Here is a 21,470-nt window from a genome sequence, read left to right as displayed (position 1 = left end):
ATGTGACTGCGGTGGCGGCTGTGACCCATGTGTTTGCCTACGCTCCGCGGTCACCTCGGAATGCTGCGTGAACGTCTTATGAACTGCGCCTGGGGGTACGCCCGCGGAGCCATCATGCTCCCGTGCACTCCTGGACGGATAATCTCCGCTTCGCCTTCCAGCCGGTGGTCAACCTGAGGACGGGCGTGGTCGCCGCTCTGGAGACGCTCGCCCGCCCGGAAACCGGTGACGTCCTTTCCGAGGCCCGCCGCGATCCGGACCTCGACGCGAAACTCGCCGTGCTGGCGCTGCGCGCGGCGACGCGGAAGGAGACGCTGCTGCCGCTGCACCTCAACGTGTTCGCGGCCACGCTCGCCGATCTCGGCGGCCTCACCCCCCTGCGGGACGCCGTGCGCGCGGCGGGGCGCATGCCCTGGGAGGTGACCCTCGACATCGTCCCGCCCTGCACGCACGTGCCGCAGCGGGCCCTGCTGGAGGCGGTGGCCGCGCTGCGCGAGCAGGGGTTCCGGATCAGCGCCGACGGGATCGGGGACGGCGACGTCCCGCTCAGGCTGCTCACCGACCTCGGCCCCGACCTGGTCAAGCTCGACGCCTCTCTGCTGGCCCGGCCGGCCGCCGTACGGGCCATGCGCACCCTGTGCGAGGAGCTGGGCGCCCTGGTGGCGGTGGAGGGCGTGGAGACGGAACTCCAGTACGCGTCCGCACTGTCGGCCGGCGCGCAGCTGGCACAGGGAGAGCTGTTCGCGCCGCCGGCGCGGATCCCCGCGGCGGACGTGTACATTCCGGCCCACTCCCCCGCCGTCCTGGCCACCCCCCGGTCGGGGCCGTCGGTGCGGGAGTTCGTGCGGCCCGCCGCCGTGCTGCCGGTGACCGCGGCGGCGGGGCAGGTGCGGGCGCTGCTCACCGGGTCACCGGACGTCTCCGGTGTGCTGCTGGTGGACCAGGCCGGCCGGCCCGTCCGGTCGGTGCACCGCTCACGCTTCCTGCTGTCGATGTCCGGCCGCTACGGGCATGCGCTGTACGCGGACCGGCCGGCCTTCAAGCTGGGCGACGTGCCGCGCACGGTGGGCATCGACGCCACGGCGTGGGAGGTGCTGGACGTGGTGGCGGTCGGCGGCCGGGACCGGACCTCCGACGACGTCGCCGTGGTCGACGCGCACGGCCGGTGTGTGGGGGTCGTACGCCTCGCCGACCTGGTGCGGGCACTGGCGGAGAGCCGGGTCGAGGAGGCGGCCGGTCTCAATCCGCTGACGCGGCTGCCCGGTTCGGACGTGATCACGAGCGAGGTGGACCGGCGGATCGCGGACGGGCGGACGTTCGCGCTCAGCTGGCTGGACATCGACCACTTCAAGCAGGTGAACGACGGTGCCGGTTTCGCCGCGGGCGACGAGCTGATCCGTTCCCTGGGGCGGGCGCTCACGCAGGCGGCCGCGGGCCACGCGCGCGTGGGTCACATCGGCGGGGACGACTTCCTCGTCCTGGCCGACGAGGAGGCGCTCGAACCGCTGGTGACCGCCGTGCTCGACACATCCTGGTCCGCCGGCGGCCGGCCGGTCACCCTCTCGCTGGCGACCGTGGTGTGCGCTCCGGACAGCGTGCGGGACCACCGGCAGGCCGCCGCCCGGCTGGCTCCGCTGAAGCAGACGGCGAAGGCCCTGGCCGGGATGAGCTGGGTGCTCGGGCGCGCCGGGCTGCCCGGCCACGAGGTCCGGCGTGGCAGCCCGGCAGCGGCTCCGACACAGACCGGGTACGCGACGGCCGAGCCGGGATGACGAACCTCCTTGCACGGCCCACCCGTTGGCGGCCTCCGGGGTGCGGTCCGGGCCGGGCCGCCCGCTGTCACCGTCGCCGTCGACAGCCTTGACGCCCCCGTGGCACCGGTGAACACTTCCCGGTGTCAGCCGACATCGCCGTACATTCTCGGCGTTATCAGGCAATGCGCCATGGACTCGTCCTGTTCCTCGGCCTGCCGGGAGCGCAGGAATCGCCGTACGCGCGCGTGCCGCGCACCGGACCACGGCCCGCACCCCGGTCGGCGGGGGTGCGGGCCGTGCCGTGGCGTCCTGGCCCCGGTCAGCCGACGACCGCCCGGCGGCGGTCCGCGGCGTACTCCATGGCGTGCTCGACGACTCCGATGAGTACTTCCTTGACCGACTCCCGGTCCCGGGCGTCGGTCAGCAGGACGGGCACGTCGTCGTCCAGGTCGAGGGCCTGACGCACGGCCTCCGCCGGGTAGCGGGCGGCGCCTTCGAAGCAGTTGACCCCGACGAGGAAGGGTATGGAGCGCCGCTCGAAGTAGTCGACGGCGGCGAAGCAGTCCTCCAGCCGGCGGGTGTCGGCGAGGACGACGGCGCCGAGCGCGCCCTCGGACAGCTCGTCCCACATGAACCAGAACCGTTCCTGCCCGGGCGTGCCGAAGAGGTACAGCACCAGGTCCTCGCGCAGGGTGATGCGGCCGAAGTCCATGGCCACGGTGGTGGTGTGCTTGGCTTCTACGCCCCGCGTGTCGTCGACCGGCCGTCCGGCCTCGGTGAGCAGCTCCTCGGTGCGCAGCGGCCTGATCTCGCTGACCGCGCCGACGAGGGTCGTCTTGCCCACGCCGAAGCCGCCGGCCACCAGGATCTTGAGCGTGACGGGCTCGACCGGGGGCTTGCCGCGCTCAGAACGCCCGAAGATCATCGGTCTCTTCTCCTGCTCGCTGGGGGTCGGGCGACGGTCGGCCGTAGCCGCCGCCACCGGGGGTTTCGATGACGAGTACGTCGCCGGGACCGACGTCCGCGGAGCCGCTCCCGCCGAGGTCCGTGACCGTGCCGTCGGCTCGCTCCACCCGGTTGCCGCCGAGCGCTCCGGGCGCGCCGCCGGCCATGCCGTACGGCGGCACGCGGCGGTGCTGGGAGAGCGTGGAGACGGTCATCGGCTCGAGGAACCGGATGCGGCGTACGGCGCCGTCGCCGCCGGGCCAGCGCCCGGCGCCGCCGCTTCCCGGGCGGACGGCGAACTCCTCCAGCCGGACCGGCAGCCGCCACTCCATGACTTCCGGGTCGGTGAGCCGCGAGTTGGTCATATGGGTCTGGACGACCGCGGCGCCGGGAAAGCCGTCCCCGGCTCCGGATCCGGAGCCGACCGTCTCGTAGTACTGGTGGTTCTCGTTGCCGAAGGTGACGTTGTTCATGGTGCCGGAACCCTCGGCCTGGACCCCGAGCGCGGCGTAGAGGGCGCCGGTGATGGCCTGGGAGGTCTCGACGTTGCCCGCGACCACGGCGGCGGGCGGCTCGGGCGCGAGCATCGAACCGGGCGGGACGACGATGTCCAGCGGCCGCAGACAGCCGTCGTTGAGCGGGATGTCGTCGGCGACCAGAGTGCGGAAGACGTACAGGACGGCCGCGTTGACGACGGCGAAGGGGGCGTTGAAGTTGGTGGCCAGCTGTGCCGAGGTGCCGGTGAAGTCGATCGTCGCCCGGCGTTCGGCGCGGTCGACACGGACGCGCACGCGGATGACGGCGCCCGCGTCGGTCTCGTAGGCGTAACTGCCGTCGCCCAGGGCGTCGATGACACGCCGGACCGCTTCCTCGGCGTTGTCCTGGACGTGCCGCATATAGGCCTGCACGACATCGAGGCCGAACTCGGCGATCATGCGGCGGACTTCGTCGACCCCCTTGCGGTTGGCGGCGATCTGGGCGCGCAGGTCGGCGAGGTTGGTGCGGGGGTTGCGGGAGGGGTAGCGGGCCTCGGTCAGCAGGCGGTGGGTCTCCTCCTCGCGGAACCGGCCCCGCTCGGCGAGGAGCCAGTTGTCGAAGAGGACTCCCTCCTCCTCGATGGAGCGGCTGTTGGCCGGCATGGAGCCCGGGGCGATGCCGCCGATCTCGGCGTGATGGCCGCGGGAGGCCACGTAGAAGAGGATCCGCGGGTCACGCTGCGTGTCCGTCGCCGCATCGGTGTCGAAGACCGGGGTGATCACGGTGACGTCGGGCAGGTGGGTGCCGCCGTGGTACGGGTCGTTGACCGCGTAGGTGTCACCCGGCTGCATCGCGGTGCCGCGGCGACGGATGACCTCTTTCACGCTGGTGCCCATGGAGCCCAGGTGGACGGGGATGTGGGGGGCGTTGGCGACCAGGTTGCCGTCGGGGTCGAAGAGGGCGCAGGAGAAGTCCAGGCGTTCCTTGATGTTGACGGACTGGGCCGTGGACTCCAGCCGGGCGCCCATCTGTTCGGCGATCGACATGAAGAGGTTGTTGAAGACCTCCAGCAGAACCGGGTCGGCTTCTGTGCCGAGATCGGAACTCTGCGTGACCGCCGTGCGTTCCACCACCAGATGCCCGTCGTCGGTCGCCACGGCCCGCCAGCCGTCGTCGACGACGGTCGTGGCACTGGCCTCCGTGATGATCGCGGGGCCGGTGACGGTCTCGCCGGGAGGAAGGGCCTCGCGGCGGTGGAGGGGTACGTCGCGCCAGGCGCCCCCGGTGTGCAGGCGGACGGTCTCGGGTGCGGCAGGGCGGCCCTGGTAGGGGGCGAGGGCGGACAGATCGGGGGGTGCGGTGATGCCGATGGCTTCGACGGAGAGGGCTTCGACGACGATCGGGCGGTCGAGCGTGAAGGAGTACGTGGCGCGATGACGTTCTTCGAAGGCCCGCTTCATGGTGTCGGGCTCGGTCAGCTCGACGGTGAGGGTGGTGTCGGTGCCGTCGTAGCGGAGCTGCGCGCGGCGGGTGACCTCGATGGTGTGCTGCGGGACGTCCTCGGCGGCGAGTTCCGCGCGTGCGGCGGCCTCCAGGTCGTCGGCGGTCTGCTGGATGCCGGGCATGGCGGCGGCTTCCAGGGGCGCTTCGACGGACTGTTCACGCATGGCCGTGGTGTCCGCGAGACCGATGCCCAGCGCGGACAGGACGCCCGCCATGGGCGGTACCAGGACGGTGCGGATCCCGAGCGACTCGGCGACCCGGCACGCGTGCTGGCCGCCCGCGCCGCCGAAGGTGGTCAGCGCGTAGCGGGTGATGTCGTGGCCCTTCTGCACGGAGATCCGCTTCACGGCGTTGGCGATGTTGGCGACGGCGATCCGGAGGTAGCCCTCGGCGACCTGCTCCGGGGTGCGGTCGTCGCCGGTTTGCCGGTGGATGTCGTCGGCGAGGGCGGCGAACCGGTCACGGACGAGGGCGGTGTCCAGGGGCTGGTCGCCGCCGGGGCCGAAGACGGCGGGGAAGTGGGCGGCCTGGATGCGGCCGAGCATCACATTGGCGTCGGTGACGGTGAGCGGGCCGCCCGCGCGGTAGCAGGCGGGGCCCGGGTCGGCGCCGGCCGAGTCGGGGCCGACCCGGTAGCGGGAGCCGTCGAAGTGCAGCACGGAGCCGCCTCCGGCGGCGACCGTGTGGATGTCGAGCATCGGGGCGCGGAGCCGGACGCCCGCGATCTGCGTGGTGAAGACGCGCTCGTACGCGCCGGCGAAGTGCGAGACGTCGGTGGAGGTGCCGCCCATGTCGAAGCCGATGACGCGGTCGAAGCCGGCGCGCTGCGACATCCGGGCCATCCCGACGATGCCCCCGGCCGGCCCGGAGAGGATGGCGTCCTTGCCGCGGAACCGCCCGGCCTCCGTCAGCCCGCCGTTGGACTGCATGAACATCAGCCGGACACCGTGCAGTGCGTCGGCGACCTGGCGCACGTAGCGGCGCAGGACGGGCGAGAGGTAGGCGTCCACCACGGCGGTGTCCCCGCGCGGCACCACCTTCATCAGTGGGCTGACCTCGCTGGACAGCGAGATCTGCGGAAAGCCGGTGCGGGTGGCGAGTTCGCCGACGGCACGCTCGTGGCCGGGGTACAGATGACTGTGCAGGCAGACGACGGCGACCGCGCGGATCCCGTCGTCGTACGCCTGCCGCAGCGGGCCAGCGAGGGCGTCGAGGTCGGGTGCGCGCAGGACGGTGCCGTCGGCGGCGACGCGTTCGTCCACCTCGATGACGCGCTCGTGCAGCAGCTCGGGCAGTTCGATGCGGCGGGCGAAGATCTGCGGGCGGTTCTGGTAGGCGATGCGCAGCGCGTCGCGGAAGCCGCGGGTGACGATCAGCAGGGTGCGCGCGCCCGTGCGTTCCAGCAGTGCGTTGGTGGCCACCGTGGTGCCCATGCGGACGGCCTCGACGGGCTCCGGGGAGCCGTCGAGGAGCGCGCGTACCCCGGCGACGGCCGCGTCGGCGTACCGTGCCGGGTTGTCGGACAGCAGTTTGTGGGTGAGCAGCCGGCCGTCCGGGCGACGCGCGACGACATCGGTGAAGGTGCCGCCGCGGTCGACCCAGAACTGCCAGCCTGTCACGTCACCACTCCGCTTCCGCGCCGGTCACAGCGCCCGCAGGCCGTTGATCACGTCGCGCAGAATACTCTCGTCCGGCAGCTCGGCCGGAGGCACCGGGCGCGTCACATGGACGAGTTCCGCGTTCACCAGGTCGCCGATGAGCACACGGACCACACCGATGGGCAGGTCGAGTTCCGCGGCAAGTTCGGCGACCGACTGCGGCGCTTCCCGGCACAGCCCGACGATGTCCACGTGCTCGGGGGACAGCGTCGGGTCCTTTTCCGGGTCGTCGGCGTCGGGTTCCGTGACGACCACCGCGATCACGTCGAGGCGGTGCTGGGCCGGACTCGTGGTGCGGCCGCGCGTCATGGCATAGGGGCGGACGACCGGTCCGGCGTCGTCGTCGAACCAGTGGCTGCTTCCCTGACCGTCTCCGCTCATGCCATCCCACTACCCGCCTGCGGGCAGATCGGTGCGCGGAGCGGTGCCGAGATGCACGCCGACCCTCTTGACCAGCAGGGTCATCTCGTAGGCGACCTGGCCGACGTCGGAGTCGGCGTCCGAGAGGACCGCCAGGCAGCTGCCGTCGCCGGCGGCGGTGACGAACAGGAAGGCGTCGTCCAGCTCGACGACCGTCTGCCGCACGCTCCCCGCGTCGAAGTGCCGTCCGACGCCCTTGGCCAGGCTGTGGAAGCCGGAGGCGACGGCGGCCAGATGCTCACTGTCCTCCCGGCTCAGGTCCCTGGACACCCCGGTGGGCAGACCGTCGCCGGACAGGACGACGGCCTTGCGGATGCTGGCGACCCGGTCCACCAGCTCGTCGAGCAGCCAGTTCAGTTCTCCCTTGTCGGTCGCCGTGTGGCCGGTGGCCCTCGGTTCGGTCATCGACCGTCCCCCTTTGTCGTTCCTTGTGCTGTGCCGTTCCTGGCGCTGTCGCCCGCGGCGTTCTCCTCCCGGCCGCGCTGCCAGCCGCGCTGGAGCGAGGCCATTCGGCTGCGGACCTCGTCGGCGTCGCGGTCGGCGGCCGGCTCCGCCGACCGCTGTGCGCGCCGCTCGGTGTCCTGCTTGAGCTGCGGAGCCAGGCTGGCCTGCCGTACGCGCCGCGGCAGCGGCCCGGTGGCCGGGTCCGCTCCGGCGCCGGTGGGCGGCGTGGTGTCGTCGGCAGGCGAGGTCGTGTCGCCCGCGGGCGGGGCGGTGCCGCCGCGCTGCGGGCCGGTGCCGTCCCGGCCGGGGCCGCCCGGGGCGGGCTCGGGGCGGGTGCGCCGGGGCAGCGGCGGGGCCTCGGGCGTCTCGTGGGCGCCGTCGGCCGAGGAGGCGTCGTGTTCCTCGGTCCGGCCGGAGAGTCCGGCGGGGCGCCGGGAGGGCGTACCGCGGCGGCGGGCGGGCAGCGGGGCGAGTCCGCCGGTCTCGGGGTCGCGGGGGCCGTCGCCGGGCCGCGGTTCCGTCTCGCCCCGGCGGGAGCTCTGGTCGGTGACGGGCCTGCCGTGCGAGCTGACCAGCTTGGGCGTCTGCCGGCGGGGCAGGGGGACGGGGCCGCGGTCACCGGTTCCGTACCGCGCCGGGCGGTCGGTCGGCCGCGGCGCCGGCGCGGGATCGCCGGTCTCGTCCTCGGGCTCGTCCGTGGCCGGGTCGGCGGCGCGGGCGAGGGGACGGCGCGGGCGGAACAGCCCGCCGCGCTCGCTGTCCTCGTCGGTCAGTGCGCCGGGGAAGTCGTCGACGGCGTCGAGATCGACGGGCGCCTCCAGCTCGACCGGGCCGTCGAGCAGGGAGGTCGGCAGGCCGGGCAGCCGCAGGGGCGTGCGGGAGCCGGCAGGCCGGTCCGCCGTCCGGTCGCCGCCCTTCGCCGGGCGGTCCCGGTCGAGGCGGAAGCCGGTCCCGTTGGTGTCCGGGACGTCGTCGGTGAGCAGCGCGTCGGGGATGAAGACGACGGCGGTGGTGCCGCCGTACGGCGACGGCTGGAGGGAGACGCGTACGTTCTGCCGCTGGGCGAGCCGGCTGACGACGAACAGACCGAGGCGGTCGGTGTCGGAGAGTTCGAACTCGGGGGTCTCGGCGAGGCGCAGATTGGCCTCCAGCAGTGCCTCGGCGGTCATCCCGAGACCCCGGTCGTGGATCTCCAGGGTGAAGCCGTTGGCGACCCGTTCACCGATCACCTGGACGGCCGTGTGCGGGGGTGAGAAGACGGTGGCGTTCTCCAGCAGCTCGGCGACGAGGTGGGTCAGGTCGGCGACGGCCGGGCCGGTGACGGCGACCCGGGCGAGCCGGCGGACCTCGATGCGCTCGTAGTCCTCCACCTCGGCGACGGCGGCCCGGACCACGTCCATCAGCTGGACGGGGCGCCGCCACTGCCGCGACGGTGCGGCGCCGGACAGGATCACCAGGCCCTCGGCGTGCCGGCGCATACGGGTGGTCAGATGGTCCAGGCGGAACAGATCGGCGAGTTCGTCGGTGTCCTCGGTCCGCCGTTCCATGGTGTCGAGCAGCGTGAGCTGCTTGTGCAGCAGCACCTGGCTGCGCCGGGCGAGGTTGACGAAGACCTCGGCGACCCCGGCCCGCAGCTCGGCCTGTTTCACGGCGGCCTCGACGGCGGCACGCTGGAGCGTGTTGAGCGCCTGGCCGACCTCGCCGATCTCGTTCTTGTCGTACTCCAGGCGCGGTACCTCGGTCTCGACGTCGACCTGTTCCCCCGCGGAGAGCCGGCGCATCACGCTGGGCAGCCGGACGCCGGACGCCTCGTGCGCCTCCAGACGCAGCTGCCGCAGATCGCGGATGAGGACGCGGCCGATCCGGACGGAGAGGAGGATGGACAGCAGTACGGCGACCAGGCCGAGCAGGCCCGCGACGGCGGCCTGTGCGATGACGCCCATGGCCACCGAGCGCATACGGTCCTGGAAGCGGTCGGTGGCCTGGTCGTCCAGGGTGCCGAGTCCGGCGAGGGTGCCCGCCGCGGCGGAGTCCCAGCGCCGGGCGGTCAGTTCGCGGGGCGCGCCGGAGTCCATGCCGGTGATGCTGTGTTCTGCCGCGCGCAGCGGGGCGGTGGTGGCGTTGCCCCAGAAGCGTTCGTAGCGCTCCCGCTCCGAGTCGGGCAGCAGCGGCAGGCTGATGCCGTAGATCAGCGTGCGCTGGGCGATCAGGCCGGAGATGGCGCGGGTCTCGTCATGGGTGAGCCGGCCGACGACGAGGGAGGAGCCGAGCAGGGCGTCCTCCCGGGAGAGCAGCTCGCGGGCGCGGATCAGGGAGACCAGGGAGCGGGCCTGGCGGTCCATCGTGACGTCGTCGGGGCTGTCGAGGTCGTCGAGCACCGCGAAGCAGGGGTCGACGAGGTGGTTGTACTGGTCGAAGGCCTGGGCGCGGGTGACCGTGCCCTGCTCGACGTTGCGGCGCAGGGAGTCCAGGCCGTCGAAGGCGTCCAGGACGGCGGCCAGGCGCTCGGTGTCGCCGGCGCCCAGGCCCCCGAAGATGTCGTGGTCCTTGATGTTCGTGCGCAGCGTGGTGATCGCCCGGTCCGTGGCGGTGCGGGTGCGGTGCAGCGCGGAGAGGGCGTCGGCGGCCCGCGGGTCGGCGAGATAGACGAGGGTCTGGCGGCGCTCCTGCTGGAGGACGCGGATGGTGTCCTCGGTGGGGTAGCCGATCTCCTGGACGACGTCGGACACATGGAACAGCTGGGCGACGTCGCGGCCCGTGAGGACCGTGGCGAAGCCCCAGATCGCGGTCAGGCACACCAGGGGCACGAGAAGCAGCGCCACGATCTTCCGGCGGATCGACTTCCCGCGAAACCGCATGGCCTCCCCCAGCTCGCCCCCCGCCGGCCCGCGGGTGTCATGTGCGTCAACAAACGGCGCGAGCCTACTACCGCCTCACAGATAACTCGAAGACATGTCCGGAGGCTGAACTTCCGCACCGGCGGCGAGAGATGGCGAGTTGTCCGGGCATTGCGGGAGATTGCCCCCGTGATTCGGCGGCCCGTCACCGGGCGGATGCCGCCGTCAGGTTGGCTGGTTGGCTGGTTTTTTTCGGCGGCCGGGAATCTTCGGGGGATCCCGTTCGTCCTTCTCTACGGGAAATGGGGGCGGAATGGGCCACAGGAGCCGTATCCCGCACCCCGGCGGCGTAAAACTGCGCAAGCCGGGCAGCCACTGGGGAGTCGGGGCCTGCGGGCGCCGGGGCGAGCGGTCTGTCGGCGGTGGGGAGTGACACGGTGATGGGCACGGCGGAGCGGCGCAAGGCGCCCGGGAAGAGCGTGGCGGACCGCTCGGCGCGAGGGGGTCATGAGATGCCGGACCGCGGCATTCCGGCGCCACAGCGCGCCAGGGAGTCGGCCGGGACCGAACAGCGGCAGAGCTATCGGCCGTTGTGGATCGAGGAGCCCGCGAAACGGCACCCACTGCCGGACCCGGTGCGTACGGCGGCGGTGCGCGCGGTCCTGGTCATCTCGGTGACGCTGATCCAGGCGATGGTGGCGTTCCTGTGCACGATGGCCGGGTCCTGGCTGGCGTTCCCCATGGTGGTCAGCAGTGTGGCGAGCACCATGGTGGCCACGTGGTCGGTGGTCGACGTATGGGTGACCCGCCAGGTCTGGAACCAGCGGTACGGCGTGGTCTCCGAGCCGAGCAGCACGGCCCGGGCGCTGCGGCGCGAGCGGCGGGCCCGCCGGCGCCAGGAGCGGGCGGCCCTGCGGGAGCAGGAGCGGATACGCCGACGGGGCGGTGCGGGGCAGCTGTCGCACTCCTGAGGCGGCCCCCAGGGGCCCGGGTCCCGCCGGTGAGGGCCGGCGGGAGCCGAGAAGGGCGCGGTGCGTCCGGCGCGCCCTAGGACGCGGTGGGTGCCGGCCTCTTGAACATCCGGGTGGCCGTGATCTCGCTGTGCCCCGCTTCTCCGGCCTGGGGCTGCTGCGGCAGACCGGGCCGGAGGTGTTCCTCCACACTGATGTACTTCAGACCCGCCCTGAGGTCGGCGTCGTTGCGCAGCCGGATGACCAGCGGGAACTCGGCGAGCGCGGTCGTGTCGAACAGGCCGGTGGTGTACAGGAGCTGCACGCCCAGCGCGTCGGACACGGCCCGCTGGAGTTCCAGCAGGTACGTCGCGTTGGCGCGGCCGATCGGGTTGTCCAGGAACAGGGTGCCCGCGTGGCGGTGCTTGTCGCGGCCCCGGTCGTTCGAGCGCAGGGCGGCCATCGTGCAGTACAGGGCGATGGCCGCGGTGAGCAGCTGGCCGCCCGAGAAGACATCGCCCATCTGTCCGACGGGGACCCGCTCGGCGCGCAGTACGGCGTCCGGCTTGAGGATCTCCACGGCCACGCCCTTGGGTTCGAGGGCCGCGGCGACTCCGCGCAGCAGCAGGGACATGCCGTCCCGGCGCAGGTCGGAGTTCTTCTTCACGGCCGCGCGGGTGGCGTCGTCGATGACCTCGCCGAGCCGCTCGGTGAGCGTGGCCTGGTCGGGTTCCTCGAAGCGGATGCGCAGGAACTCCTGCCCGGACCACTCGCCGAGGCCCTCGGGCAGCCGGGAGAGCCGCTGGGCGGAGCGCAGCGTCGCCAGTGAGGACTCCACGAGTCCGCGCAGCCGGTCCACGATCGAGTCGCGGTTGCGCTCCAGCTGGGCCAGCTCGTCGGTGAGGACCCGCAGGCGCGGCGCGAAGGCGTCCGCCCATTTCTGGGCGTGCTCGGGCAGCGCGGAGGCGGGCAGTTCACGGATCTGCTGCCGGGCGGGGGTGCGGACCTGTTCGTACCGCGTGGAGTTGGCGTGCCGGACGAGGACGTCGCTCGCCTCGCGTACGGCCGCCTCGGCGGCGGACAGGTCGGCGGCGCAGCCGCGCAGCGAGCGGCGGGCCTCGGCGGCGGAGTGCCGGGCCTCCTCCAGGGTGCCGGGGTAGGGCTCCGGCTCCTCCTGCTCCTCCTCCGGGGTGTGTTCGCGCAGCAGGTCGCGGAGCATCGCGGCGATCTCGTCGAAGCCGCCGGCCGCGTCCTCGGCGGCCCGGTGGGCGTCCAGCAGCTCCGTGTGCGCCTCGCGGGCCTCGGCCACCGCCTCGGTGCGGGTGGCGAGTTCGGCGGTGGCGGTGCGCAGCAGGGCCTGGGCGTGTTCGGCGTCGCGCGGGTGCAGTTCCTCGGGCAGCGCGGTGTGCGCCTCGCCGTCCTCGGGCGCGAGCCGCTCGGCCTCGCCGCGCAGCCGGCCGAGCTGCTCGCTGGCGGTCGACATCCGGGTCTCCAGGAGCTGCACCAGCTCCTCCGCACGCGCGGCGGCCGCCTGCCGGGACGGCCCGTCGGAGCCGTCGGGCGATTCGAGCAGCTGCTCGGCGCGGGTGCGGACCTTGTTGCTGAGCCGGTCCAGTTCGGCGCGGGCGGCGCTCTCGTCGCTCTCCGCGCGGGCCTGTTCGGCGCGCAGGTCGGCGCCGACGCCGACCTTCTCGTACAGCTGGGAGGCGGCCCGGTAGGCCTCGCGGAGGGCGGGCAGGGAGGCCTTGGGGGTGTCGCCCTCGGGCTCGGGCAGGTCGTCGGGGGCGCCGGCGATCTCGGCGCGCTCGGCGCGCAGGGCGCGCGCGGTACGGCGGGCGTCGTCGGCGGCGCGCTGGGCGGCGCGGCGGTCCTCGTCGGCGGCCCGGGCTCGCTCCAGGCAGGACTGGGCGCGGGCCTCGGACTCGGTGGCCTCGTCGGCGAGTTCGCGCAGCCGGGCCTGCCAGCCTGCGCGCTCGCGGAGCCGGAAGGCGAGGCCGGCGAGGGCGTCGGCGGCGCGCCGGGCCTTCTGTGCGGTCTCCTGCCGTTCGTCCCGGATCTGTGCGGCCTCGGCGGCGGCTTCGTCGGCCTCGGCGCGCAGGGTGCGTGCCTCGGCCAGCTCGGCCTCGGCCTCCTCGGCGAACGCGCGTGCCTCCTGGGCGGTTCCGGCCAGTTCGGTGAGGCGTCCGGCGGGGCAGCCGGTGCGCCAGGAGGTGAGCCGGGCGGCCAGTTCGCGGTCCTTGCCGAGGCGGGCGGCGAGGGCGCGGATCTCCTCGTCGCGCTCGGTGGCCCGCACGCGCAGGGCCTGCCGCTCCTCGTCGGCGGCGTGCTCGTCGTGCATGGCCGGGTTCGGCGGCACCAGGAAGACGTCCCCTGAGGCCGCGTCCGCGGCCGGGGCGGGCGCGAGCAGGGCGGCGGCCGTGCCGACCGCGACGGCGGAGCGGGGCAGCAGGGCGGCGTCGCCGAGCGCCTCGCGGGCCCGCGCGTGGGTGTCCGGGTCGGTGATGATCACGCCGTCGACCAGTTCGGGCCGGGCGGCGAGCACCCGTGCGTGGTCGGCGGGGTCGACGGCCTGGGCGAGGTAGCGCCAGCCGGGCAGCGCCGGGATGCCGTGCTCGCCGAGGAACTCGACGGTGGCCAGCACGTCCGGGCCGGGCGGCAGCAGCCCGCCGTCACCGAGGGCGCCGAGGATCCGGGCGTCGTCGGCGGCGGCCGTACGCAGTTCGAAGAGGTGCCGTTCGGCGGTCGTGACGGCGTCGTCGAGCAGTTCGCGCAACTCGTCGGCGAACCGGTCGAGTTCTTCGGGGGTGAGGGCGCCCTCGGTGGTGGCGGTGGCCGGCGCGGTGCCGCCGGCGTCCTCCGTCCTGGGCGCGGGCACGGCCACGCGCGCGGGTGCGCCCGGCAAGCTCAGCAGCTCGGCGAGGCGCTCCTCGGCGGCCAGTGCCTCGGCCAGGCGGCGCTCGGCGTCGTAGGCGCGTGCGGCGGCGGTCGCCGCGTCGGCCGCGCGGGCCGCGGTCAGCTCGGCGCGGGACTCCGCGGCGGCCGCCTCGCGCGCGTGCTCGGTGGCCTTGCGGGCGGCCTCGCGGGCGAGGTCCCAGGCGGCCACGGCGGTCTTCTCGGCGTCGCTGGCGGCGAGCGCGGCCCGGGCCGGGTCGGCGTCCGGGGCACTGTCGTCGAGCCAGCCCGCGCGGACCGCCTCGGCGGTCTCCTGCTCGACCTCGGCGAGGCGCTGGCGCAGGTGCCCAACCTCGCTGCGGGCGCGCTGTGCCTCGGTGGCGGCGGTGGTGGAGTCCCGGTAGGCGGAGTCGCTGACCTCCTGGAGGGCGGCGGACCGCTCTTCCTCCTCGTTGGCGAGGTTCTCGGCGCTCCCGGCGGCGGCGTGCAGGGCCCGTACGAGGTCCACGGCGGCCTTGGCGCGGGCGGCGAGCGCGGGGGCCGCGTCCCGTTCGGCCTCCTGGATGGCGGCGGACACGCGCGCGACCCGGTCGGCGGCGGCGCGGTGGCGCAGCACGGCCTCGGCGGCCTGCCAGGCGGAGTGCAGGGTGCGGGCGTCGGCCAACTCGCGCTTCTGCGCGGCGGCGGCCTTCTCGGCGGCGGCGAGCGCCAGCGAGGCGTGCCGGTAGGCGAGTTCGGCGGCGATCAGGGCGCTGCGTTCGCGGGCGCCCTCGGAGTGCGTGACGGTGTACGCGGCGGCGGTGACCCGCTGGGCGAGGTCGGCGGCCCGGACCCGCTCCTGCACGGCCCGCGCGGACAGCCGCCGGGCCAGGGTGCGGGTGCGGCGCTCGGCGGCGCCGTGCACGTCACGCGCGCGTGAGCGGGCCTCCGCGGCCTCCACGATCCGCCCGAGCAGATCGGCCGAACCGGCGGTGAAGTCCCGTTCGGCGATCAGTTCGGCGCGCCGGCCGAGCTTGTTGCCGAAGCCGCTGACGAGGTCGGCGAGGCCGTCGGTGTCGCGGGTGTCGGTCACCGCGCGCAGCAGCAGGTCGGTGAAGTCGGAGTCCTTCTTGACCGCGAAGAGACCGGCCGCCTCGCCCTCGTCGGCGTTCATCTCCCGCTGGTAGCGGAAGAGTTCGGGGTCGAGGCCGAGCTCGCCGAGGTGTTCGGTCCAGCGCTCGTGGATCTCCTCCCAGTGCACCTCCAGGTGCGGGTAGGCCTTGCCGGCCTCCATGAGGGCGTCGCGGAAGCCCTTCATGGTGCGGCGGCGGCCCTGCGCGCCCGAGGTGCCCTCGACGGGCGGCCGTACGGCGGTGGACTCGGCGACGGGCAGGTTGTCCAGGCTGAGCCCGGGGCCGGGCCGGAAGGAGTACCAGGCCTCGGCGAACTTGCGCGGGTCGTTGGAGACCTGCCGGCCGCGCCACTCGCTGACCTTGCCGACGACCACGCACTCGCCGGTCTGCACGTGCTGCCACTCCAGCGCCACATGGCCGCAGTCGTCGGCGAGCAGGAACTTGCGCAGCACGCCGGAGCTGGCGCCGCCGAGGGTGTTGCGGTGGCCGGGCAGCATCACCGAGAAGATCAGCTTGAGCAGGACGGACTTGCCGCCGCCGTTCTCCAGGAAGAGCACGCCGGCGGGCGCGGGCCGGCGCGGCGGCCCCGACGGCTCCTCCTCGAAGAACTCCGCCTGCGTGGGCGCCGGGTCGGGCACGGGCGCGCCCACTCCCCGCAGGTCAAGCACGGTGTCGGCGTAGCGCGCACCGGCGGGCCCGATGGAGTAGAGGCGGACCCGGGACAGCTCGTACATGGCGGACTCTCGTAAGTCTGGTGAAAGGTGCGGTGGTTCGGGGTTCTGCTGAGCCGGCGCTCAGGAGTGGAACGGCAGCCCGGCGTCGGCCACCAGTTCCAGGTCCTCGGTGTCCTCGGCGGGCAGCAGGCTGGCCGTGCCGTCGGTCACCGGGACCACGCCCAGGTCCAGCAGTTCGGTCAGCGCGGCGCTGCCGGCCAGGTCACGGACCTGGAGCTGGTAGCGGGCGGTGGTGCGGTAGGTGCCGCCGTGGTCGTCGCCGGTGCGCTGGAGGAAGCCCGAGTCGGTGAGGAAGGCGAGGGCCTTGGCCACGATGCCGGTGGTGGAGGCGGCCGGCCGGCGGGCGTCCTTGGTGGCGCCGGTGGCGCTGCGTCTGGCCCAGATCCGCCAGGCGGCCTCCAGGCCGGGGGCGTCGGTGGCCGGGTCGGTGTTCTCGCCCTGTTCCTCGGCACGCTCCTCCAGGCGGCGGCAGGCCTGCCGGACGAAGGCGTCGACGCCGTTGACCGTGACCCGGCCGATGTAGGTGTCGTCGGCCAGGTCCTCGGGGCGCGGGAAGGCCAGCGCGGCGACGGCGAGGTGGGCGAGTCCGTGCAGGAAGCGGTCGTTGGAGTCGGCGGCGGTGCGACGCGCGTAGTCGCCCATGCGGACGGCGAACACCGAGTCCTCGGCGGCCGTCACGGCCATGCCCGCGCGCGGGGACACCTCCAGCACGACGAGTCCCAGCCCGGCGGCGACGGCGTCGGCGAGGCGCGCGAACGCCGGGTCGTCGCGGTAGCGGCGCAGCAGCTCGGTGTACTCCTGGTCGCGCGCGGGCTGCAGCTTGGGTTGCAGCCCGAAGGCGACGAGCCGCGCCGCGTCGGCGGCGTCGGCGGGGGTGACGGCGGCGGATGCCGACGGGGCCGGGGGCTCCGTGTCACTCCACTCGACGTGCTCGCTCACGGTTGGGACTCCTTGTCGCGTTCTCGGGTGCTCATGCTGCTTCCGTCCGGTCGGCCGCCATCCCCGCCGCGTCCAGCAGGGCCGTGCCGACGATCAGATCGGCGCCGCCGAAGTCGGGGTCGTCCAGCTCGGTGCCGTCGTCGACGGCGAACAGCAGCTTCTCCTCGCCCTGCCGGTAGGCGGTGCCGACAGCGGGGCTGGCCGCGTGGATCGCCAGCAGGGCGACCAGGTAGGCGAGGTCGAAGCCGCCGGACGCGCGCGCCTCGGCCAGCAGGCCGGACAGTCTGCGCGGCGCGTCGGCCGGCAGGTCGAGCAGCTCCTTCGCCGCGGCCAGCTGCTCCTCGCTGAACCGGCTGTCGTCCGGCGTCGCGATCAGGTCGGGCTCGGGCATCTCGGCGCCCAGGTGCTCCCGCTCCACGGGCGGGGTGAGCAGTATGCCGACGAGGTCCGCCACCCGCACGGACACCGGCGTCCGCAGCCCGGTGCCGTGCGCGAAGAAGGCGTCCGTGACCCGGACCGCCTGCTCCACGGGCAGGGGCAGCACCGGCGCGAGCAGATGGCCGTAGAGGTCGGTGCCGGAGGTCGTGGTCGGTGTGGCGAAGGCCTGCCGGTCCTGTTCCGCGCGGAACAGCGGGCCCGCCTCCAGCAGGCGCGACTGGAGCTGGGTGTGGCGCCGGATGCAGTCCTTGACGATGTCGACCAGTTCGGCGGCGCGGCGCTTGTGCTCGGGCTCCTCGGTCTCGTCGCGGGCCTTGCGGATGTTGGTGAGGATCGCGTTCTCGTGGCGGTAGCGCTCGGCGACGTGGTCCAGGGCCTCGGCGATCATGTCGGGCACGGTGTTGAGCCAGTCGACGGCGCGGACGTTGCGCCGGGTGGCCTCCAGGGCCCGGCGCAGGGTCTCGGAGTACTGGACGGTGCGGTAGCGGGCCTGTTCCGCCGCGAGCTGGGCGTCGGCGAGCCGGCCTCGGCTGATCAGCACCTCCAGCTTGACCTCGGCGGCGATCTGGGCGCTGGTGACGTCGGTGTCGAGGGCGCCGACGAGGACGTTGACCGCCTCGTCCGTGGTGCGCAGATAGACCGTGCCGCCGGGGCCCGGGACCTCCTCGATCAGCTTGAAGTCGTAGTCCCGGCGGACATAGGTGCCGTCGGGCGCGAAGGTGCCGTACACCGCGCGGAAGCCCCGGTCGACGCTGCCGACGTTGATCAGGTTCTCCAGGACCCAGCGGGCCACCCGCTCGTGCTCGGCGGCGGGGCGGTGCGGGGCCTGGGCGGCGATGCGCGGGACGAGGCGGGCGACGATCTGCTCGTGGTCCGCGCCGGTGTCGAAGTCCATGTTGAGGGTGACGAGGTCGATGGCGGCCAGCGCCACTTCGGCCATGCCGTACACCGAGTACTCGCCGGCCAGGTTGGCCTTGCGCGCGTCCAGGTCGTGCAGCGGCGCGGTGCAGGCGAGCGCGCGCAGCCGGCGCGCCAGCCCCTCGTCGGCCGCGGGGCCCAGAGCAGGGCGCGGCGCCGCGCTGAGCTGGGGCGGAGCGCTGTCCGTCGATGCAGGCGAAGTCACGGTGCACAGCCTAGGTCCTGGGTCTGACATCCACCCAAACGACGCAGGACGGCTCGGCCGGGAGGCCGGGGAGCGCGGCGGCTCTCCGGGTACGGACCGCTCGCGGCGGGGCGGCGCCACGGGAGGCACCTGAGGCGGGACGCGGGAAGCGCCTACGGCGGGCCGTGGAAGGCGTCTATGGCGTGCCGTGGAAGGCACCTACGGCGTGCCCTCCTCGCCGACCCGCCTGCGGTACACCTCCACGATCCGCTCCAGCGAGTCCGTGAGATAGGTCGCGAGCAGCCGCTCCGCCCCGCTGCGGTCCCCGGTCTCGAGCGCCTGGAGGATCCGGCGGTTGCGGACGAGGTAGGGCTCGTGCAGCCGGCGGGGGTCGTCCACCACGTGGAAGGCCAGCCGCAGCTCGGCGAAGACGCTGCGCATCAGCTCGTCGGTGCGTTCGCTGCCGGCGAGGGCGACCAGCTCCTGGTGGAAGTGGATGTTGGCCGTGCCCGTCGCTTTCCAGTCGTGTTCGACGGCCGCCTGCTCCCCCTCGGCCACCGCCGCGGCGAGCCCGTGGAGCGGGTACGGCGGCTCCCCGAGCCCCCGGACCACGGCGCACTCGACCAGGGCGCGGGTGCGGTAGATGTCCTCGACGTCCTCGACGGTCAGCACCCGCACGAACACGCCCCGGTTGAGCTCGTGGACGAGCAGGCGTTCGTGGGTGAGCAGCCGGAAGGCCTCGCGCAGGGTGTTGCGGGAGACGCCGAGCGCCCCGCCGATGCCGTCCTCCGACAGCCGGGTGCCGGGCGGGAAGTATCCGTCGGCGATGCGGCTCCTGAGGATGTCCGCAACCCGCTCCGCCGTGCTGGTACGCCCCAGGAGAGCGCGGTCGTCGGCCAGTCCCGTCAGCTGCTCTGCCATGCCCGGAATTCAATCGCAGACACCGGAACGAAACAACGCGGGTATTGAAGGATCGTTGAACGATCCTCTACGGTGCTCGGCACGGCCCTGGTTCCGTACGGCAACTGCTCACCCCCCGCACCCTCCGTCCCCCTTCTGCGAGGTGCCCATGAGCACGACCCCTCCCCCACCGGCCCTCAACTCCGACCCTCGCCCGGGCAAGGGCGAACGCGCCCCGGAAGACGGCGCGTTCGGTTGGCTGCGCGCCCTCGGCCCGCGCGGACGACGCGCGTTCGCCGGAGCTTTCGGCGGATATGCCCTGGATTCCTACGACTACTTCACGCTGCCGCTCAGCATGGTGGCGCTCGCGGCCTCCTTCCACCTGGACAGCGCCCAGACCGGGCTGTTCACCACCGTCACGCTGGTCGTCTCGGCGGTCGGCGGCGCCCTGGCCGGTGTCGTCGCGGACCGGGTGGGCCGGGTCCGGGCCCTGATGATCACCGTGGCCACCTACGCCGTCTTCACCGTGGCCTGCGGCTTCGCGCCCACCTACGAGACGCTGCTGGTCTTCCGCGCCCTGCAAGGACTCGGGTTCGGCGGCGAGTGGGCGGTCGGGGCGATCCTGGTCGCCGAGTACGCCTCCGCGCGCCACCGGGGCCGCACGCTCGGCGCGGTGCAGAGTTCCTGGGCGGTCGGCTGGGCGCTGGCGGCGGTCGTCTACACGCTGGTCTTCTCCTTCGTCGGCCAGGACCTGGCCTGGCGGGTGATGTTCTGGACGGGCGCACTGCCCGCGCTGCTCCTGGTCTGGCTGCGCCGCCGGGTGCATGACGCGCCCACCGCGGTGGCGGCGCGCGAACAGGACCCCGCGCGGGGCTCCTTCGGGGCGCTCTTCCGGCCCGACCGGGCGGGCGCCCCGGGTCTGCTGCGCACCACGGTCTGCGCGAGTCTGCTGTCCACCGGTGTGCAGGGCGGCTACTACACGCTGGCCACCTGGGTGCCGACCTATCTGAAGTCCGAGCGCGGCCTGTCGGTCGTCGGCACCGGCGGCTATCTGACCTTCCTGATCTCCGGGGCGTTCCTGGGCTACCTGACCGGCGGCCACCTCACCGACCGGCTCGGCCGCCGGAACAACATCTGGCTCTTCGCGCTGCTGTCGGCCGTGTGTGTCCTGGCCTACGCGCACATCCCGCACGGTGCCGACACCCTGCTGCTGGTGCTGGGCTTCCCGCTCGGCTTCTGCATGTCGGCCATCTTCAGCGGCTTCGGCTCCTATCTGAGCGAGCTGTACCCGACGGCGGTGCGCGGCACCGGTCAGGGCTTCACGTACAACACGGGCCGCGCGGTGGGCGCCGTGTTCCCCACGCTGGTGGGCTTCCTGGCCGACAGCTGGGGCGTGGGCGGCGCGCTGGTGTTCGGTGCGCTCGGCTACGGCCTCGCGGCGCTGGCCCTGATCGGGCTGCCGGAGACGCGTGGGAAGGAGCTGGCATGACCCGGCCGCAGGGTATTGAGGACCGGCCCGTCTGCGCAGTCGACGCGCACGCGCACGCGTGGAGCCCGAAAACGGCGCGGGCCCGGTTCCGCGAGGGGCTCACGGGCCCGACGGCCGGGGTGGCGGCGGGCCACACGCAGGCCAACCTGATCGCCGTACCGGCCGACTGGGCCTACGACATGCTGCTGTTCTGTCAGCGCAATCCCAAGCCCTGCCCGGTGCTCGACGTCACGGACGCCGGCTCCCCTGTGACCGCCCTCGCCGAGGGCGCCGACCTGCGCACCGACCTGCCCCGCTACCGGGTGTGGCAGGACGGCGAGCTGGCCGAGGAGCCCACGGATGTGCGGGCCCACTGGCGGGACGACCTGGTGTCCTTCCTGATCGGGTGCAGTTTCACCTTCGAGTGGGCACTGAGCCGGGCCGGGGTGCCGATCCGCCATGTCGAGCAGGGCCGCAACGTGCCGATGTACGTGACCGGCCGGGAGTGCCGGGCCGCGGGCCGGCTGCGCGGGCCGATGGTGGTGTCCATGCGGCCGGTGCCGCCGGAGCATCTGCGGGCCGCGATCCGGGAGAGCAGCCTGCTGCCGGCCGTGCACGGCGGCCCGGTGCATTGCGGGGACCCGGCGGCGCTCGGCATAGCCGACCTCGGCCGGCCCGACTTCGGCGATCCGGTGACCGCCGACGAGGGCGACATCCCCGTCTTCTGGGCCTGCGGGGTGACTCCGCAGGCGGCGGTGATGGCCTCGCGGCCGCCCTTCGCCATCACCCACGCCCCGGGCCAGATGTTCCTGACCGATGCCCGCGACGAGCAGTACCGGCTGGTCGGCCTCGACTGACCGGCCCGCGGCAGACCCACGAGATACCGGAGAGACGACG

The 21,470-nt window shown here is 73.7% G+C and carries 13 protein-coding genes; 4 read left to right on the top strand and 9 right to left on the bottom strand.

Going from position 1 to position 21,470, the window contains the following annotated elements; all coding sequences use genetic code 11:
* The first annotated feature begins 122 nt into the window (after nt 1–122).
* Complete coding sequence (locus ACZ5CZ_RS04100) at nt 123–1,772, top strand: EAL domain-containing protein (RefSeq protein ID WP_468938913.1); 1,650 nt, start codon at nt 123–125, stop codon at nt 1,770–1,772.
* 301 nt (nt 1,773–2,073) lie between these two features.
* On the opposite strand, the gene ACZ5CZ_RS04095 is transcribed toward ACZ5CZ_RS04100, so the two are convergent.
* The 5 genes from ACZ5CZ_RS04095 to ACZ5CZ_RS04075 are packed head-to-tail and all read right to left on the bottom strand — an operon-like array spanning nt 2,074 to nt 10,059.
* Entirely contained in the window at nt 2,074–2,679 is a 606-nt protein-coding gene (locus tag ACZ5CZ_RS04095) for a GTP-binding protein (protein ID WP_385846727.1), read from the bottom strand.
* Entirely contained in the window at nt 2,660–6,298 is a 3,639-nt protein-coding gene (locus ACZ5CZ_RS04090; protein ID WP_468938909.1) for a hydantoinase B/oxoprolinase family protein, read from the bottom strand. Before ACZ5CZ_RS04090 ends, ACZ5CZ_RS04095 begins: the two co-directional genes overlap by 20 nt.
* A gap of 24 nt (nt 6,299–6,322) precedes the next feature.
* Entirely contained in the window at nt 6,323–6,718 is a 396-nt protein-coding gene (locus ACZ5CZ_RS04085) for a DUF742 domain-containing protein (RefSeq protein ID WP_385846725.1), read from the bottom strand.
* Nucleotides 6,719–6,727: 9 nt separating this feature from the next.
* On the bottom strand, nt 6,728–7,162 hold the full coding sequence (locus ACZ5CZ_RS04080) for a roadblock/LC7 domain-containing protein (protein WP_385846724.1): 435 nt from the start codon (nt 7,160–7,162) through the stop codon (nt 6,728–6,730).
* Nucleotides 7,159–10,059, bottom strand: a complete 2,901-nt coding sequence (locus ACZ5CZ_RS04075; protein WP_468938906.1) for a sensor histidine kinase — start codon at nt 10,057–10,059, stop codon at nt 7,159–7,161. The genes ACZ5CZ_RS04080 and ACZ5CZ_RS04075 overlap by 4 nt, the downstream gene beginning before the upstream one ends.
* Nucleotides 10,060–10,478: 419 nt before the next feature.
* Here ACZ5CZ_RS04075 and ACZ5CZ_RS04070 point away from each other — a divergent pair, with 419 nt between their 5' ends.
* The gene (locus ACZ5CZ_RS04070; RefSeq protein ID WP_385846721.1) at nt 10,479–11,009 is read left to right on the top strand and encodes a hypothetical protein; all 531 of its coding nucleotides are present in this window, start codon (nt 10,479–10,481) and stop codon (nt 11,007–11,009) included.
* 76 nt (nt 11,010–11,085) lie between these two features.
* On the opposite strand, the gene ACZ5CZ_RS04065 is transcribed toward ACZ5CZ_RS04070, so the two are convergent.
* The 4 genes from ACZ5CZ_RS04065 to ACZ5CZ_RS04050 all read right to left on the bottom strand — a co-directional run bounded on the left by ACZ5CZ_RS04065 (nt 11,086) and on the right by ACZ5CZ_RS04050 (nt 19,126).
* Nucleotides 11,086–15,726: a hypothetical protein gene (locus tag ACZ5CZ_RS04065; RefSeq protein WP_468938903.1), complete on the bottom strand. Its 4,641-nt coding sequence runs from the start codon at nt 15,724–15,726 to the stop codon at nt 11,086–11,088.
* Nucleotides 15,727–15,786: 60 nt separating this feature from the next.
* Nucleotides 15,787–16,665, bottom strand: coding sequence for a hypothetical protein (locus ACZ5CZ_RS04060; RefSeq protein ID WP_385846719.1), 879 nt, complete (start codon nt 16,663–16,665; stop codon nt 15,787–15,789).
* A gap of 31 nt (nt 16,666–16,696) precedes the next feature.
* Complete coding sequence (locus ACZ5CZ_RS04055) at nt 16,697–18,226, bottom strand: hypothetical protein (protein WP_468938899.1); 1,530 nt, start codon at nt 18,224–18,226, stop codon at nt 16,697–16,699.
* Between the two features lie 198 nt (nt 18,227–18,424).
* The gene (locus tag ACZ5CZ_RS04050; RefSeq protein WP_468938897.1) at nt 18,425–19,126 is read right to left on the bottom strand and encodes a GntR family transcriptional regulator; all 702 of its coding nucleotides are present in this window, start codon (nt 19,124–19,126) and stop codon (nt 18,425–18,427) included.
* Nucleotides 19,127–19,274: 148 nt separating this feature from the next.
* On the opposite strand from ACZ5CZ_RS04050, the gene ACZ5CZ_RS04045 reads away from it, so the two are divergent.
* Nucleotides 19,275–20,594 (top strand): MFS transporter, encoded by a 1,320-nt coding sequence (locus ACZ5CZ_RS04045; RefSeq protein ID WP_468938895.1) that lies wholly within the window; start codon nt 19,275–19,277, stop codon nt 20,592–20,594.
* Nucleotides 20,591–21,430 (top strand): putative hydro-lyase, encoded by an 840-nt coding sequence (locus tag ACZ5CZ_RS04040; RefSeq protein ID WP_468938892.1) that lies wholly within the window; start codon nt 20,591–20,593, stop codon nt 21,428–21,430. Before ACZ5CZ_RS04045 ends, ACZ5CZ_RS04040 begins: the two co-directional genes overlap by 4 nt.
* Nucleotides 21,431–21,470: the final 40 nt, after the last annotated feature.

This window comes from Streptomyces sp. NPDC031418 (genome assembly GCF_055581605.1).
The sequence above is the reverse complement of the archived record's forward strand: the minus strand, read 5'-3'. Positions and strand labels throughout refer to the sequence as shown.

What these genes read in the sequence shown, in the direction of transcription:
- ACZ5CZ_RS04095 (WP_385846727.1), bottom strand. Translation starts at nt 2,679, where the DNA reads ATGATCTTCGGGCGTTCTGAGCGCGGCAAGCCCCCGGTCGAGCCCGTC.
- ACZ5CZ_RS04085 (WP_385846725.1), bottom strand. Translation starts at nt 6,718, where the DNA reads ATGAGCGGAGACGGTCAGGGAAGCAGCCACTGGTTCGACGACGACGCC.
- ACZ5CZ_RS04065 (WP_468938903.1), bottom strand. Translation starts at nt 15,726, where the DNA reads ATGTACGAGCTGTCCCGGGTCCGCCTCTACTCCATCGGGCCCGCCGGT.
- ACZ5CZ_RS04075 (WP_468938906.1), bottom strand. Translation starts at nt 10,059, where the DNA reads ATGCGGTTTCGCGGGAAGTCGATCCGCCGGAAGATCGTGGCGCTGCTT.
- ACZ5CZ_RS04080 (WP_385846724.1), bottom strand. Translation starts at nt 7,162, where the DNA reads ATGACCGAACCGAGGGCCACCGGCCACACGGCGACCGACAAGGGAGAA.
- ACZ5CZ_RS04050 (WP_468938897.1), bottom strand. Translation starts at nt 19,126, where the DNA reads ATGGCAGAGCAGCTGACGGGACTGGCCGACGACCGCGCTCTCCTGGGG.
- ACZ5CZ_RS04070 (WP_385846721.1), top strand. Translation starts at nt 10,479, where the DNA reads ATGGGCACGGCGGAGCGGCGCAAGGCGCCCGGGAAGAGCGTGGCGGAC.
- ACZ5CZ_RS04040 (WP_468938892.1), top strand. Translation starts at nt 20,591, where the DNA reads ATGACCCGGCCGCAGGGTATTGAGGACCGGCCCGTCTGCGCAGTCGAC.
- ACZ5CZ_RS04045 (WP_468938895.1), top strand. Translation starts at nt 19,275, where the DNA reads ATGAGCACGACCCCTCCCCCACCGGCCCTCAACTCCGACCCTCGCCCG.